At 45.6% G+C, this 17,438-nt stretch carries 13 protein-coding genes; 5 read left to right on the top strand and 8 right to left on the bottom strand.

Translation table 11 applies throughout. The features are described from left to right. Positions 1-11: 11 nt before the first annotated feature. The 8 genes from BXO88_RS03760 to hprK all read right to left on the bottom strand — a co-directional run bounded on the left by BXO88_RS03760 (position 12) and on the right by hprK (position 9,631). On the bottom strand, positions 12-629 hold the full coding sequence (locus BXO88_RS03760) for a DUF6145 family protein (RefSeq protein WP_078036430.1): 618 nt from the start codon (positions 627-629) through the stop codon (positions 12-14). Between the two features lie 357 nt (positions 630-986). Next, a complete protein-coding gene (gene pfkA, locus BXO88_RS03755) occupies positions 987-1,964 on the bottom strand; it encodes a 6-phosphofructokinase (protein WP_044996673.1) in 978 nt (325 codons plus the stop codon). Between the two features lie 97 nt (positions 1,965-2,061). Further along, positions 2,062-5,547, bottom strand: a complete 3,486-nt coding sequence (locus BXO88_RS03750; RefSeq protein WP_078036429.1) for a DNA polymerase III subunit alpha — start codon at positions 5,545-5,547, stop codon at positions 2,062-2,064. Positions 5,548-5,692: 145 nt separating this feature from the next. After that, positions 5,693-5,953, bottom strand: coding sequence for an HPr family phosphocarrier protein (locus tag BXO88_RS03745; protein WP_078036428.1), 261 nt, complete (start codon positions 5,951-5,953; stop codon positions 5,693-5,695). A gap of 85 nt (positions 5,954-6,038) precedes the next feature. Beyond that, positions 6,039-6,737 (bottom strand): DNA-binding protein WhiA, encoded by a 699-nt coding sequence (whiA, locus tag BXO88_RS03740; RefSeq protein WP_036611980.1) that lies wholly within the window; start codon positions 6,735-6,737, stop codon positions 6,039-6,041. A 171-nt stretch (positions 6,738-6,908) separates the two neighbouring features. After that, positions 6,909-7,775, bottom strand: a complete 867-nt coding sequence (gene rapZ, locus BXO88_RS03735; RefSeq protein WP_078036427.1) for an RNase adapter RapZ — start codon at positions 7,773-7,775, stop codon at positions 6,909-6,911. Beyond that, on the bottom strand, positions 7,760-8,665 hold the full coding sequence (gene murB / locus BXO88_RS03730; protein ID WP_078036426.1) for a UDP-N-acetylmuramate dehydrogenase: 906 nt from the start codon (positions 8,663-8,665) through the stop codon (positions 7,760-7,762). The genes rapZ and murB overlap by 16 nt, the downstream gene beginning before the upstream one ends. Positions 8,666-8,692: 27 nt before the next feature. Next, positions 8,693-9,631 (bottom strand): HPr(Ser) kinase/phosphatase, encoded by a 939-nt coding sequence (gene hprK, locus BXO88_RS03725; RefSeq protein WP_078036425.1) that lies wholly within the window; start codon positions 9,629-9,631, stop codon positions 8,693-8,695. A gap of 275 nt (positions 9,632-9,906) precedes the next feature. Between hprK and murI the strand changes: the two genes are divergently transcribed. The 5 genes from murI (at position 9,907) to BXO88_RS03700 (ending at position 17,335) form a co-directional block, all read left to right on the top strand. Next, positions 9,907-10,731, top strand: a complete 825-nt coding sequence (murI, locus tag BXO88_RS03720; protein ID WP_242945142.1) for a glutamate racemase — start codon at positions 9,907-9,909, stop codon at positions 10,729-10,731. A 147-nt stretch (positions 10,732-10,878) separates the two neighbouring features. Beyond that, entirely contained in the window at positions 10,879-11,106 is a 228-nt protein-coding gene (secG, locus tag BXO88_RS03715; protein WP_078036423.1) for a preprotein translocase subunit SecG, read from the top strand. A gap of 121 nt (positions 11,107-11,227) precedes the next feature. Continuing rightward, entirely contained in the window at positions 11,228-13,396 is a 2,169-nt protein-coding gene (rnr, locus tag BXO88_RS03710) for a ribonuclease R (protein ID WP_078036422.1), read from the top strand. A 17-nt stretch (positions 13,397-13,413) separates the two neighbouring features. Beyond that, positions 13,414-13,896: an SsrA-binding protein SmpB gene (smpB, locus tag BXO88_RS03705; protein ID WP_078036421.1), complete on the top strand. Its 483-nt coding sequence runs from the start codon at positions 13,414-13,416 to the stop codon at positions 13,894-13,896. A gap of 169 nt (positions 13,897-14,065) precedes the next feature. After that, complete coding sequence (locus tag BXO88_RS03700) at positions 14,066-17,335, top strand: ATP-binding protein (protein WP_078036420.1); 3,270 nt, start codon at positions 14,066-14,068, stop codon at positions 17,333-17,335. Positions 17,336-17,438 lie beyond the last annotated feature (103 nt).

Raw genomic sequence — 17,438 nt, 5'->3', positions numbered from 1 at the left:
TAGAAAGCGGATTAATCCCCAAATAACGTATGATATGCTGTATTCTCTGCGTCCGGGTCATCCGGGTGTACCGGCATATCCCATGAGCCCGTCATACGGATGGAGCCCTGCTCATTCTCCGCTACTACCGTCTTGTCCACCTCGGAGGATCCATACATTGATTCTACCTCCTCGGCTGTCGCTCTTCTAACTTCAGCGATTCCCTCCGGGTTGTTGGCACCGGGCTCTGCATTTCTGTCCTCGTCTGTGATCTCTACCTCGCTCTCGCCTCTTCTGACATTGCCATGAAGAGCCTGGATAGCAGAATAATAGGTCTCAAGCTTTGTAAAAAGTGCTTCGTACTTCTCGGCGATGCTGTTGATCTTCTTTCTTGAGTTATCCTCATCGAACATAACATCTCCGTCCTCGTGCATCGACTTGAGCACCAGCTTGTTGTCGGCATTGAACTCCATAAGGAAGATACCGCCGATCTCTTCCGTATACTCTACGGATATTATCTTAAGCTCCTTAAGCACATCCTCCGGAAGATTGTTGTACTCCGGATTCATGAAAAACTTCTGATTATATGAATTAGCCGCGCAAAGGACCACGTTGTTTCCCTCGAGGCTTGAATTTGCATTTGTTGACATAGCTTTACCTCCATATCATATTGAACCCATACCGGCTCTAAAGTGACACATATTAAAGCGAAAAAGCTTTCGGACATAAGACTGAATATCGAAATCAGGTCACATCAGTCACTATTCTCCGTAACGCGTATGATAACAATTAAACGCATTCATATCACACATTCCGCCATTTATCTATTCACCGTAAGGCGCATGATAACACAATTATCAATTGTGTGCAAATAAAAAAGATAATCGTCCGGGCGAAGTCATGATAATAAAAAAGATGCGGTGAAGAAACTACCCACACCGCATCCCTATTATCTTCTATTATTTATTGATCCCGCCGGAATCAACTATGGTAAGCAGAATCGTCCGTTATCTTACGAGAAGACTTGCGATTCTGTACTGCTCCTCAGGGATATCCTTCTTCATCTGAAGTGCTTCCTGAATGTCGAAATCTACGAACTCACCGTTCTTATAAGCAACTACACGGTTTGACTTACCCTGACAAAGGAGCTCTGCTGCCTTTGCACCCATCATGGATGCATAGTAACGGTCCTTACAGGTCGGTGAACCACCACGCTGGATATGTCCGAGGATGGTAGCTCTTGTCTCGATACCGGTTGCAGCCTCGATACGCTTTGCCATAGATGCACTGTGACCGATACCCTCAGCATTGATGATGATATAATGCTTCTTTCCTCTCTTACGTGCCTCGATGATACGATTGATGATAGCCTGCTCGTCGCCATCGTAACGCTCAGGAATGAGGATCTCCTCGGCACCGTTGGCAACACCGCACCAGAGAGCGATATATCCTGCGCGCCTTCCCATTACCTCGATGATTGAACAACGCTCGTGAGATGTGGAAGTATCTCTCAGCTTATCGATAGCATCCATAGCTGTGTTGATGGCTGTATCAAAACCGATAGTATAATCTGTGCAGGCGATATCGAGGTCGATAGTACCCGGAACACCGATGGTGTTAATGCCTAATGCTGAAAGCTTTCCTGCTCCGCGGAAAGAACCGTCACCGCCGACAACGACTATACCGTCGATTCCGTGCTTTCTGCAGATCTCAGCTCCACGCTGCTGACCCTCAGGTGTTGTAAATTCCATACATCTTGCTGTATATAAAATAGTTCCTCCATGGCTGATGGTATCGGATACGGATGTTGTATCCATATCAACGATTTCCTCCTGAAGAAGGCCTGCATAACCTCTCATGATACCTTTAACCTTAAGTCCCTCATGAATAGCGGTTCTTACAACAGAACGAACGCAGGCGTTCATTCCCGGCGCGTCACCACCTGATGTTAAAACGCCTATTGTTTTTACAGATTTTGCAGCCATAGTTATTCCTCCACTTTTTGTCTAGATTCTCCCTAATAATAGCCTTATGGCGACATTTGAAATCGAAAATTAATTCAAACTGAGTTTATATAATAGTTTAATTTTGTATTTTTTTCAATACTTTGTATGTAACTTTGACATTTTTTTCACCAACCATATGTTCAAACTCCTTCAGTAGTGCATCATTCACATGAACCGCCTGATTCCTGTTCAGATTTTTCACTGCCTTTTCCTTTCTGAGATAAATAGATACAAAATCCGAACCCTGGTGTTCATATATGACCCTGTCTACCTTCTGCTGCAGACCAAGGAAGCTTTCCTTGGACTCAAACTGAAGCCACAGCTCCTTAGGTGCCTCCTCAAAGCTGTAGATATTGTCGGCAATGAGCTTACTGTCTCCGTCACCGGTGCCATCCACATACCCGTAAATAAACACCTTTCTGTCCTCGGTAAGAAGTGAACGCTTTATCTCGAAAACATTCGGGAATACTACAACCTCCACTGTACCCACCATATCTTCAAGCTGTATGAAAGCCATCTGCTTTTGCTGCTTCGATGTTATCTTGGTCTTCACCTCAGTGATGATTCCACCGATAGTGACCCTCTGCTTGTTCCTGAGATTCACATTACCGGACTCTGGATCCCTTCGGAAGTCAAAGCTCGACGCTGAAACATTGGCCTTTATAGCATCCATGTACTCGTCCAGAGGATGACCGCTGAGATAGAATCCCAGAGCCTCCTTCTCGAACTGAAGTATCTCTCCCTTGGTATATTCAGTGAGTTTCGGCATGGTGATGCGGAACTCCGCCGCTTCCTTGTTATCCTCTCCCAAAAGATCTGCGAGAGTCATCTGGCCTGCCATGGAATTCACCTTTTCCTTGGCCTTGCTGTCGATGATCATCGGCGTCACAGCCATCTTTTCCCTGCGGTTTCCCTTCATTCCGTCGGTGCCGCCGGCCTGGATAAAATACTCTATGGCTCTTCTGTTAATGCCTTTCTCCGTCACTCTCATGACGAAGTCTTCAAAATCCTTAAACGGACCATGAAGCTTACGTTCATTTATGATCTGGAGTGCCGCGGTACGTCCTACTCCCTTTACGGCACTGAGTCCATATCTGATGGCACCATCGCTTACTGAAAAGCCTATCTCTGCCGTGTTCACATCAGGCGGCAGTATCTTTATGCCGAATGACTTCACCACATCTATATATTCGGCAGTTTTTCCCTGATTATCCATAAAAGATGTCATAAGAGCAGCAAAAAATTCTGCCGGATAATAGCAGCGAAGGTAAGCGGTCTGATATGCTACCACCGCATAGCAGGCAGCATGGGACTTGTTGAAGGCATACTTGGCGAAATCGATCATCTCATCATAGATGTGATTTGCTGTAGTTTCATCTATACCCCTGGCGATACAGCCAGGGATCCCTTCCTCCTTGTTTCCGTAAACGAAATTCTGACGCTCCTTTTCCATGACAGAAGCCTTCTTCTTACTCATGGCACGGCGAACGAGGTCGGAACGTCCCATTGAATAGCCCGCGAGATCACGAACGATCTGCATAACCTGCTCCTGATAAACGATACATCCGTAGGTGTTTTCGAGGATAGGTTTTATCTCCGGGCAGTCATAGGTGATGAGTCCCGGATTGCGTTTTCCCTTTATATACTTCGGAATGAAATCCATAGGGCCCGGTCTGTAGAGTGCCACTCCGGCTATGATATCTTCGATGTTCTCGGGTCTTAACTCCTTCATGAAGTTTTTCATACCCGCAGATTCCAGCTGGAACACTCCCTCGCACTTTCCCTGTGAGATCATGTGATAGACCTTAGGGTCGTTGTAATCCATATTGTCTACAGTGAGCTCTATGCCACGGGACTGATTTGCAAATCTTATAGCATCCTTTATGACCGTCAGGGTACGAAGGCCGAGGAAATCCATCTTGAGAAGACCGAGCTCCTCAATAGTGGTCATAGTGAACTGGGTGGTGACAGAACCGTCGGAACCTCTGGAAAGAGGCACATAGTTCACTACAGGCTGACCGGAGATAACCACTCCCGCAGCATGCATGGAGCTGTGTCTCGGAAGTCCCTCAAGTCTCTTACTCATGGTGATGATACGATATGTCTCTTCGTCAGACTCATACATCTTTTTAAGATCCGGACTGATCTCGAGAGCCCTGTCCAGAGTCATGTTGAGCTCATTTGGAACCAGCTTCGCTATAATATCGCACTTCGCATAAGGTATGTCCAGAACACGCCCCACGTCTCTGATAACGCCCTTTGCCGCAAGAGTACCGAAGGTGACGATCTGTGTTACATTGTCCTTACCATATTTTTCAGTGACATAATCAATGACCTCCTGACGTCTTTCGTATTCGAAATCCACGTCCACATCGGGCATGGTTACACGTTCCGGATTCAGGAAACGCTCGAAGATAAGATTGTAACGCATAGGGTCGATATCGGTAATGCCTATGGCATAGGCGACTATGGATCCTGCCGCTGAACCTCTTCCCGGACCAACGGATATATCATGTGTCTTTGCAAAATGTATATAATCCCAGACTATAAGGAAATAATCCACAAAACCCATGGATGTGATGGTATCAAGTTCATACTGAAGACGTTCTCTGTGCCTGTCTGCTTCATCACCGTAACGCTCTTTCAGTCCGTTCTCACAAAGCTCTGTGAGATAACTGAGTGATGTATATCCCTCAGGAACCTCATACTTGGGAAGATGGTAATGTCCGAACTCTATCTCGACATTACATCTCTCCGCGATCCTGTGGGTGTTGTCCAGCGCTTCCTGGGCATATGGAAAGAGCGCACGCATCTCTTCCTCAGACTTAATGTAGAACTGTCCTCCCGGATAGCGCATACGATTCTCGTCCGCCACCTTTTTTCCTGTCTGTAGACAAAGAAGTATGTCGTGAGCCTCAGCATCAGACTTGAAGGTGTAGTGAATATCGTTTGTAGCCACAAGAGGTATACCTGTTTCTTCATGAAGCTGCAGGAGACCTGCATTGACACGCTTCTGCTCCGGATATCCATGATCCTGAAGCTCCAGAAAGAAATTACCCTCTCCGAAGATGCTCTGATAGTGAAGGGCTGCAGCCTTCGCCTCATCGTACATGCTTCTCGCCAGATTCTTCGATACTTCTCCCGCAAGACAAGCCGAAAGAGCTATGATTCCCTCATGGTACATCTCCAGAGTCTCATAATCCACACGGGGCTTATAGTAGTAGCCGTCTGTGAATCCCAAAGAAACTATCTTCATGAGGTTTTCATAGCCTGTATCGTTCTCAGCCAAAAGTACCAGATGATAATATCTATCGTCGCCCTTTACGATCTCCCTGTCGAATCTGGAACCGGAAGTCAGATATATCTCGCATCCAAGTATAGGCTTTATTCCCTGCTTCCTGGCCTCTTTATAAAAATCAATAACGCCATACATAACTCCGTGATCCGTGATCGCCATGGAGTCCATCCCCAGTTCCTTGCACCTCGCCACCATCTCCGGTATCCTTCCGGCGCCATCCAAAAGACTGTATGAAGTATGTACATGTAAATGTGTAAAACCCATCTGAAACTCCTTAATATTTATCACGACACTTATGTCATATCATAGCACATCAAGTTCAATTTTAGAATATATGTTCTGATTTTTATCAAAAAAAGACAGCCGCATAAGCGACTGCCTGAATATCCCGTAATGATCTATATGTCAATTAAACTGCTTCGCCGCGAAGATACTCTGAGATAGCAGTTACTGCATCAGCCTCATCTGAACCTTCTGCAGATACAACAAGCTCCTGACCGTTGTTGATGCCAAGTGCCATCATACCCATAATAGACTTTGCGTTAACTTTTCTTGGGCCGTCTGCCATGTAAATACGTGACTCATATCTACTTGCGATCTGTACAAGCATAGCAACCGGATGGTCATCAGATTTCTTTGGTAAATTTACTACCACGTTTGTGTCCTTCATCATTGTCCTCCATGAAGATCAGCTAGATGTCCGCAATGAAAATCACGTTTTACATTGCTAACCAACAAAAAACTCAACTTCTTTTTTATACTCCCCTTGCGGTCTTTTTACGTAACTCATCGGCAATACTTGCCAGCTTCCTCATACGGTGATTGGCTCCGCTCTTTCCAATCGGTTCACTCAGACGTTCTGCAAGTTCAGCAAGGGAAGCATTGGGATCCTCTAAGCGCTTCTCGGCTATCTCTCGCAGTCCCGGGTCTATCTTACGAAGTCCCAGTTCCTTCTCTATCAATTCTATATCTTCAATCTGCCGTATACCTGCCGAAACTGTTCTTTGAAGGTTGGCAGTCTCACAGTTGACACGACGATTTACTTTCTCGCTCACTTCCTTCAGGATACGCGTATTCTCAAATTCCATGAGTCCGTCAACCGCACCCATGAGATTCAGAACATCGGAGATCTGTGAAGCATCCTTTAAGTACACAACCAGATGACCGTTGCGATCCATGATCCTCGGCTCCAGTCCGAATGTACGAAGTTCAACAGAAACACGATCGGCATCTTCCGCTCCATCGCATACGAACTCCAGATGATAATCCTTCTTCGGATCAGTCACCGACCCGGAATTCAAAAAGCGTTCTCTGACATAAGAACGAGTCTCAAAATCACGTGAATCGACGTTTCCAATATTAATAACTTTTTCATAAGCTGTAAAGTCTTTTTTCCTTAACTCATCCTTTACTCTGCTTGAAAAAGACACCTTAGATTTTGACCCTTGCGCCATAAAACCTCCGGGCATTATATAAAAGTATTATAATAGTTCTTTAAAGCCGGTCACATTTTGTTGAACATTTTTCTCTTTATCAACAAATATAGGCGATTACGATGAAAAATCCATCTCCTATACAAGCTTCTTATAGTGTAACAGCTTTACCCATAAGAAAATTTTATAGCTTCAATGCTGGCTAATGTCTCTGTGGTCCAGTCTCAATCCATAATCCGCGGTCTTCTTCAGTTTATCATATAAAAGACTTGCTATAGTCACGGAACGATGCTTTCCGCCTGTACAGCCTATCCCTATCACCAGCTGATTCTTTCCCTCTTCTATATAATGAGGAATGAGGAAGCTGACCATGTCATGTAACTTTACCAGAAATTCATCAGCTGTGCCATCCTTCCTGACAAAATCCCTCACATCCTGTTCCAGTCCCGTATGAGTCTTTAGTTCAGGAACATAGTATGGATTCGGAAGGAATCTCACATCAAAAAGAAGATCAGCGTCATCCGGGATTCCGTATTTGAATCCGAAACTGAGTATGGTCACCTGCAGATTTTCATAGGCGCGGTTCTTCTCGAAGATATCCGCGATCTGCTTTCTGAGCTCCTTTGTAAGCAGATGGGATGTGTCGATGATGAAATCAGCCTTCTCTTTGAGCCAGCCCATTTCCTGTCTCTCGGCATCGATTCCCGTCTCCACCCTGCCATCCTTACTCAAAGGATGGGCGCGTCTCGTTTCCTTGAATCTCTTGATGAGAGCCTCGTCAGAAGCATTGAGAAAAAGGACATCGTAATCCACGTTGCCCTTTATATCCCAGTCATCAAATATCTCCTTAAGTAAAGGCAGGTCCTTTCCGGAACGCACATCTATACCGAGAGCCGCCTTGGTTATCTGCTCGTTTCCATCAGTTATGAGTTCTGCAAACTTGTCTGCCAGAGGAATCGGAAGATTGTCAACGCAATAGTATCCCATATCCTCCAGAGATTTAAGCGCTATGGTCTTTCCGGCGCCGCTCATGCCTGTCACTATCAGAAGCTTCCCCATAATTTGACCTCCGGAGTGAGCTCCACACCCTGCTCCATAAGAACTCTTTTACGTATTTCCGCGATCAGCCAGTAAACGTCTGCTGCCCTCGCACCTCCGTCGTTAATGACAAAGCCGCAGTGCTTCTCGCTTACCTGTGCACCGCCGTGTCTGAAGCCGCGAAGTCCGCAGTCCTCGATGAGCTTTCCGGCAAAGTGCCCCTCAGGTCTCTTGAAGGTGGAGCCTGCAGAGAATTTCTCTATAGGCTGCTTGTCCTTACGTCTCTGCTGGTAGTCAGCCATCTCAGCCTCTATAGCCTTTTTGTCACCCTTTTTCAGTGCAAATGTTGCCGCCGCCACAACATACCCCTCCTCGGGAACCACGCTGTAACGGTACGAAAGCTTAAGCTCTCCGGCAGGAAGTTCCTTTAACTTTCCGTCCTTAGTGATGACCTCAACCGATTCAAGAACATCACACATCTCTGTACCATAGGCTCCTGCATTCATGGTCACGGCACCGCCCACTGTTCCAGGTATGCCCCTGAGGGCTTCCATGCCTGTAAGGCTGTGATTTGCCGCAAACTGTGCTGTCTTTCCTAGAGATGTTCCGGCGAGGGCTCTGATACGATAGATTCCGTCAGCATCCGCACACTCTTCTTTTCCACCACCGGCGACAAATTCAATACCATCCAGAGATTTTCCTATCTCTATGACTATGGAATCAACACCCTCGTCACTCACCAGCAAATTTGTACCGTTTCCTATTATATTGTATAAAAGCTTCTCTGAGTGTAAGAACTCTATAAGTTTCATGAGCTCATACTCATCCTCAGGAACCACGTAAACCTTTGCAGGACCGCCTACTCTGAAGCTTGTATGCTTGTCCATAGGTTCATTTTTTAAAACCTTCATAAACCTCCAAATAAAGAGAATATATCATCAATCTTCGCCTGACTTCATGTTGGCTGTAACTCTGTCATAGAGTACCTGAGCCGCATTGTAACCCATCTTCTTTGCACGGTTGTTTACAGCCGCACACTCAACGATGATGGCGATATTACGTCCAGGACGAACCGGAATATCATAGCATATAACTTTGTTTCCGAGAAATTCCGTATAATTATCCTTGAGACCCAGTCTGTCGTAGTCCTTGTCCTTTGACCACTCGGCAAGCTTGATGACCATGTTGATATTCTGTGTATCCATAACGCACTCTACACCGAACATCTGCATAACGTCTATGATGCCAATGCCTCGAAGCTCGATAAAGTGCTTGGTTATATCAGGCGCTGAGCCTACCAGAGTCTCGTCACTTACCTTTCTGATCTCAACCACGTCATCGGAAACCAGTCTGTGTCCGCGCTTAATGAGCTCGAGCGCCGCCTCTGACTTACCGATACCTGAATCTCCCATGATGAGAACACCTTCACCGTATACGTCTACCAGAACTCCATGAACGGAGATCATAGGAGCCATCTTTACCTTCAGCCAGCCGATGATCTCAGCTTCAAGCTCTGTAGTAGGTCTCGGTGACTGAAGAAGCGGTATCTGAGCAGCACGGCAGGCGTCTATCATGCAGCTGTCGGGCTCGATATTTCTGGCATAAATGATGCATGGCATGTTGTATTTCGTGATGGCATCATACTTTGCACGGCGCTGAGGAGCCTCAAATGACATGAGATAAGCATTCTCAACGTTTCCGATGATCTGTACACGTTCAGAATCAAACTGATCGAAGAAACCTGTGAGCTGAAGCGCCGGACGGTTTACATTGGGAATATTTATAAATTTATCATCGGTACTCACATCAGGAGTGAGGTTAACAAGCTTTTCCTTCTTTATAAGTTCACTTACACTGACCTTGTCTACACTAGTCATAATGGGCCTCCATTCTGTAGAAACATAGTTAGTATAAGTATATTTTGCATAAGTAAAAAAATCAACAGCACATAGTCGATGGTCCGCTCTGCCATAGACAGCGGGACTTCATTCTGCAACCATCGGTCTCCGCTGCTTTAGCCGGTGGCACCCGCCGACTTGATTTCCTCATTAAATAGAACTATGCTGTAAATATCATAGCGCGATCAGTTGTTTGTTTTTTATTGTTGATATAAGCCCTGATCGGCAATATTTATTATTTCGGAGAAATGCAAATGATTTCAAAGTCATCTCCCATCGGAGTTTTTGATTCAGGTGTCGGTGGGATCTCGGTACTTCGTGTCCTCAAACACGATATGCCAAATGAAGATTATATATTTTTAGGAGACAGCATAAATGCTCCCTACGGGGAAAAAAGCGAAGAGCGGATAAAAGAGATGTGTGACAGCAACATTAACTTTCTGTTCGAGCATGGCGCAAAGGCTATAGTCATAGCCTGCAACACCGCTACCTCTGCTGCTGCCACCTACCTCAGAGAAAAGTACCCTGAAACCATAATAGTAGGTATGGAACCGGCAGTGAAGCCGGCAGTGGATAAGGCCGAGACAGCTTACCCACACGTCCTTGTTCTGGCCACCAGTGCCACCATCCATGGAGAACGTCTCCATCACCTCATAGGACGTTTTTCCGAAAATGCCGATATCCACGCTGTAGCGGCGCCGGGTATCGTTCCTCTCGTGGAATCAGGAAAAGAGAATTCCCGGGATCTTCTCGATTATCTGAAGGACCTTCTTAAGCCCTTCAGAAAAACAGAGGACGGAGGCGAAGGCAAGCTTGTGGACAGCGTCGTTCTGGGCTGCACCCACTTCCCCTTCGCCATGAAAAAGATACGTGAGGCACTGGGGTATGATGTGACCTTTTACGATGGAGCCTACGGAACTTCCAGAGAGACCAGAAGACGCCTAAAGGAAGCGGAGCTCCTTAACGACAGAAAGTCTGAAGGCAGTATCAGACTTTTCTCAACCGCAAAAGGCGAAGATCCCACTGCTCTTGCAGACAGGCTCCTGAATCTTCCTTTCGATTACTCACCTGAGAACTAGGCAGACATGTATACTGATCCTGTGACCCGGAGTCTGTACTGACTATAACAGTATCAGGTCAGTTCAAATCCTCTTGCATTTGCAGTTCTGTCGTGTTATAGTACTACGGTATTTCAAATTATATTGTTTGTAAGGTGGTGAGGATTTATGAAAATCGCACTTGTTATTATATTTTGTCTTATTGGTTTAGCTCTTTCTGCTATCATTCTTATGCAGGAAGGTAAGAGCGCCGGTCTTGGTGCTATTTCCGGTATGGCTGAGTCTTACTGGTCAAAGAACAAGGGTCGTTCCATCGAGGGTGGACTTGAGAAGTTCACAAAGTTCGCAGCAGTTGCTTTCTTTGCTGTAGCTCTCATCCTTGATATCATTTGGTAAATTAAAGCATTGATTTAATGACATTTGCTACGCGCCTGCATACAATGTATGCAGGTGCGTTTTTTATTGCACCACCCCATTTCGACGGACTATACTGTCCGGACAAGGAGTTTTTTTATTTATGGAAGATTATCAGAAGGAAAAGCTTTCCAAGCTGATCGTGGATCTCGTAAAGGACAAGATCTATCAGCCCATGAAGGCAAAGGAAATGGCAAATCTTATCGGCATACCAAAGGCTGAACGCGCCGCCCTCCAGGAGGTGCTGGACAAGCTGGTAGCCACCGGAAAGATAGGCATTTCCCAGAAAGGCAAATACGGACGTACCGAGAACTTCACCCACGTAGGTACATTTACAGCAAACCAGCGAGGCTTCGGTTTCGTAAGTCTCGAGGGTCATGAGGATGAGGAAGATATTTTCATCCCGGAGGACTACATCGGTCAGGCCCTCGATGGTGATAAGGTCAGAATCATTATCACAAGGAACAGTGACGGGAACCATCGTTCAGAGGGTCATATCACTCAGGTTCTCGAGCACGCCAACAAGGAAATTGTCGGTATATATCGAAAGAATAAATCCGTAGGCTTCGTTGAACCGGATAACCAGAGGATACTGAAGGATATCTTCATCCCTCAGGGCAAGGACATGCGTGCCGTCAACGGTCACAAGGTTGTAGTAAAGATCCTTAACTATGGAGACGCACATCACAAGCCGGAAGGCATCATCAAGGAGATACTCGGACATGTCAATGATCCCGGCGTGGACATCCTCTCTATCGTTCGTGCCTACGGACTTCCGGAGACATTTCCGAAGGACATCATGAAGGCGGCGGAATCCGTGCCGGACAGCGTGCCTGAGGAGCTCATCGCCCAGAGAAGCGCCCACGATTTCAGAGATCTTACTACTGTCACCATCGACGGTGAGGACGCAAAGGATCTGGATGACGCTATCTCTCTCGATTATGACGAGAAGACAGGCATATACAAGCTTTACGTACATATCGCAGACGTTACTCAGTATGTAACAGAACACTCCCTCATCGATCAGGAGGCTCTGAACCGAGGAACTTCGGTTTACCTCACAGACAGAGTCATCCCTATGCTTCCGAGAGTGCTTTGCAACGGAATCTGCTCTCTCAATGAAGGTGAGAATCGACTGGCTCTTACCTGTATAATGGATTTCGACAAGAGCGGTAAGATGCTGGATCATGAGATCTGTGAGTCAGTCATCAAGTCAAATAAACGAATGACCTACAACGGTGTTCATTCCATCCTTACAGGCGCAGAGCTCACAAACGGCGAGGACCTATCTACTTATCTTCCGTATAAGGAGATGATCGAAAGGATGTACGAGCTTTCAAAGATCCTTCGTAAGAAGCGTCATGAGCGCGGTGGAATCGATTTTGACTTCCCTGAGACGAAGATCCTGCTTGACGAAAAGGGTAAGGTCACAGAGATTCTTCCTTACATCCGCAACGAAGCTCACATGCTGATCGAGGACTTCATGCTGGCAGCCAATGAGACTGTGGCTGAGGATTTCTTCTGGCAGCAGATACCGTTTGTCTACAGAGTTCATGAGAAGCCGGATCCTGAAAAGTTCACGGCACTCAGCCTTGCAGTTTCCAATTTCGGTCACTTCATAAGAATGCGTGACGAGGAAAGCATACGACCAAAGGAAGTTCAGAAGCTTCTCGAGTCGATCGAGGGTACCCCTGAGGAGCCTATCATAAAGACCATGACCTTAAGGTCAATGAAGCAGGCACGCTACTCAACCGAGTGCAGCGGTCACTTCGGCCTCGCCGCAAAGTACTACTGTCACTTCACTTCTCCTATAAGAAGATACCCGGATCTCCAGATCCATCGTATAATCAAGGAGGATCTGAGAGGAGAGCTTAAGAACCGCCGCCTTGAGCATTATCGAAATCTGCTCCCCAACGTTGCAGATCGCTCTTCCACTCTGGAAAGACGTGCGGACGAAGCCGAGAGAGAGACTGACAAGCTTAAAGAGTGTGAGTGGATGATGCGTCATATCGACGAGGAGTTTGACGGCGTGGTTTCAGGAATCACCAGCTATGGTCTCTATGTGGAGCTTCCTAACACCGTTGAGGGTATGGTGTCTCTCCGACTTATGGACAGCGATTATTTCATATTCCACGAGGATAAGTACGAGCTCGTGGGAGAACGTACCGGCAAAGTCTACAGACTTGGAGACAAGGTTCATGTCAGAGCCATGAGAGCCGACAAGCTCACCAGAACCATAGATTTTCAATTAGTACAACCTGTCGAAGACTGATTTAAGTGAGGTAATATATGGCTAATTACGGAAAAGAAGAAGGCACAAAGCTTATTGCCAACAACAAAAAAGCATATCACGATTATTTTGTGGACGAGACCTTCGAGTGCGGCATCGAACTTGCCGGTACCGAGGTCAAGTCACTTCGTATGGGTCAATGCTCCATCAAAGAGGCCTACTGCAGTATACGAAACAGCGAGGTATATATCCTCGGCATGCATATAAATCCCTACGAGAAGGGCAATATCTTCAACAAGGATGCTCTCAGGGACCGTAAGCTTCTCATGCACAAGTACGAGATCAACAAGCTCGTCGGAAAGCTGAAGGAGCAGGGCTACGCTCTCGTTCCTCTCAGAGTTTACTTCAGAAAATCTCTTGTAAAGGTAGAGGTAGGTCTCTGCCGCGGTAAGAAGCTCTATGACAAGCGTGCGGATCTTGCGAAGAAGCAGCAGAAACGTGAGCTCGAAAGAGATTTCAAGGGATCAAATCTCAGAGTCTGATATCATAACATCACCCATGTGTTTTAATACATGCCGAAGATAATAAGTTATTTTTTCGCATTATTACAAACATGTGGGTTTTTTTTATTATTATGTATATATTTTTTGTCGATAGCATTTGTGATGTGTTATTGAGATTACGGATCATACTGTTTATTGGCGGAGAAATATGTATCAGAAAACTTTTATAGCTCGCGACATCCATGAAGTAAAAAAAATAGTCGAGAACTCTGACCTTAAGGGTTTCTTTTCCAATACAGGGGACGCCTATGTTCAGATATATACAACCAGAATTCCCGAGGAGGATCTGAAGGATATTCTGGATCTTGTTCATACATCTTTACCCGGTATAAAAACCGCAGGTATTTCTCTTTTTGGTGCACCGGAGATCAACAACGAAGCAATCATCATCCTGAGCTTCATGTTCTTCCACTCTACGCACATCGAGACCTTCCTTTTTGATTTCACAGATATGAGTGAAGAAGAGGGTTCTGCACAGCTTAACAGGTTCCTCCGTTCCGCAAAGGACTTAAAGGGAGTTGCATTGTATCCTGCAGGCTATTCCATCGGTATCTCCAAGATCATCGAGGATGTATCGGAAGGACTTTCACATATTCCGTTTTTCGGAAGTCTCGCCAGTGTTCATATCGATGACTTCAAGGCGACCCATCTTCCCTATGCATTTACAGATGACACAGTCAAGTACGGTCTTGCCGTAGTAGCTTTTTACGGTGAGAATCTCAACATCCTCATCGATGCATGTCTCGGATGGAAGCCTTTGGGCAAGGCATTTACTGCTCATGTCAATGACTCCATTCAGATGCGGGTCGGTGACACCTGTCTCGAGATGCTGGATGAAACTCCGGTCCAGGATATATACAAGTACTACCTCGATGCCGAGATCGAAGGCTATAACATGATAAACATTAACGAATTCCCTCTTCTTCTCGAAAGAGACGGAATTCCTATCGTTCGTATCCCTTTCTTTGCCGGGGACAATGGTGAGTTCTACTATTACGGTGACATAAAAGAAGGCGAAAAGGCTCAGATAGGCTACGGAAACCCCAGAGAGCTCATTCTGGAGTCCGAAAAGCTGAGTCTCAGAATGCAGGATTTCGTTCCGGAAGCCATGTCTTCCTTTATATGTGTCAGCCGTTTTATGCTCCTTCGTGATCGCTTTGTTTCAGAGATAGATAATCTGACCCGTATACTGCCTCAGGCCACTTATGCCCACGGCGCGGGTGAAATATACAAGTACAACGGTTTCGGTGGTCTCCTGTCAGGTTCCATCGTTACTGTCGCCATGCGCGAGGGTCCTATAACAGATTCCATGCCGAGGACAGACTTTGTACTTGGAGCCGAGCCCAAAAACAACGGACTGGTTCCTCTTTCAGAGAGACTTGTAACCTACCTCGAAAAGACCTCTCTTGACCTTAACGATATGGCTCTCAGAGCGGAGCAGGCAAATAAAGCAAAAAGTGAGTTCCTTTCCAGGATGTCTCATGAGATAAGAACTCCTATCAATGCTATAATAGGTATGAATGAGATGGTTCTGAGGGAATCCACAGATCCTCAGATCCTTGAGTATGCCGGCGGTATCGCCAATTCCGGAGACATGCTTCTCAACATAGTGAACAACATCCTCGACTTCTCGAAGATCGAGGCCGGAAAGATGACTCCTATCCCGGTGGACTTCGACCTGTTCAAGCTGATCATGGACCTTGTACAGATAGCCCAGCACTACTGTGAGAAAAAGAATCTGAAGTTTGATGTCATAGTGGATGACAACATGCCGTATCTACTTAATTTTGATGAAGTGATGCTGAAGCAGATCATCTCAAATCTTATTTCTAATGCGGCAAAGTACACCGACAAGGGTACAGTCACCTTCTCACTTGATTATGAGAAGATCGACGAAGAGTCAGAATATCTGACCGTTCATATAAAGGACACCGGTATAGGCGTAAAACCGGAGGATCAGAAGAGGATGTTCATCGATTTCGAACGTTTCGATGAGCAGAATCACCGCACCACTCAGGGCAGCGGTCTTGGACTTTCTATAGTACAAAGACTGCTCAATATGCATGACAGTAAGCTGGAATTTGTATCCGAATACGGCGTAGGTTCGGATTTCTATTTCACAATCAGGATAAATGTCCGTGATTGGGCAACTGTAGCCTCACATAAGGCTGATTATGAAGGTGAGATAATTAAAAACGCTCACTACCATGAATCATTTAAGGCGCCAAACGCTCATGTCCTCGTAGTTGATGATGTGGACGTCAACAGATTTGTTTTTAAATCTTTACTTAAAAAAACTGAACTGCAAATAAGCGAAGCATCCGGCGGTCAAGAAGCCCTTGACCTTTGCAGAAAGAACCGTTATGATTTGATTTTCATGGACCACCTGATGCCTGATATGGATGGAATACAGACCTTCCATGCTATACGAGCGATTGATCAGGACTGGGTAAAGGATGTCCCCGTCATAGCTCTCACAGCCAATGCTATCTCAGGTGCCAGAAACATGTATATCGAGGAAGGTTTTATAGATTATCTTTCTAAACCTATATCACCTACCTATTTAGAGTCAAAACTGATACAATATTTACCAGAGAATATAGTTCAGATAGTTGAGAAGGAAGAATCCGAAAAAACCACTGTTAAGGATGCTCTTCATATAAACAGTGCGAGTTCGAACCTTGACGACCTGGGTGTCATGCCTCAGATCTCTGAAGTAGACATTATGACGGGTCTCAAGTACTGCGGTGACTTCCTGACCTATCAGAAAGCACTTGCCGGATTTGTCGAGAACATACCAAAGCAGTTAGACAAATTCAATGAATATAAAGAATTAGACGATGCAGATGGATATACACTATTGGTTCACTCCATCAAGAGTACATCCAGAGTTATCGGAGCTTCTCAGATCAGCAGGCTGGCAGAGGTTCTCGAAAAAGCATCGAAATCACGAAATTTCGAGTTGATTCAGGATAATATGCCTATATTTATTTCAGGACTTTCAGCCATTTATGAAAAACTGGCTCCGGCCCTGAAACTGTTCCGGGAACGATATCCGTCAGGAAATCCGGAAACAACGACACCTTCTGCAGGTACGATAGTTTCCGACGTAAAAGCATCCAGTGGTTCCATAGAAGTAAAGACCATAAAATCGGGAGGAGAATCAAAGGATATGAGTAATGACCCAATTGGACGTATTGGAGAGATCCGTAAACTAAATGCGGAGGAGATGTCAAAGGCCTTTGGTGTTCTTAAAGAAAAGGCCGATGAATTCGACTTTGATTCATGTGAAAAGCTTGTTGATTTCCTTACAGCTCAGTCCGTATCAAATGAAATGAAAGCTACGCTTATGGAAGTCAAATCTGCACTTGAAGATATTGATTGGGACAGAGTACAGAGCCTCATCGCAGGTTTCTGATCTCTGATATTTCTTAGTAATAAGGACTTAGGAAAACACTGATATGTTCAGTGTTTTCTTGAAACATGTTCCAGTTTTAGACAACCATTCTATTTCACGGCGC

The organism is Oribacterium sp. C9 (assembly GCF_002007235.1).
Taxonomy (GTDB): Bacteria; Bacillota; Clostridia; order Lachnospirales; family Lachnospiraceae; genus Oribacterium.
This window is presented reverse-complemented; position numbering and strand designations above follow the sequence as displayed.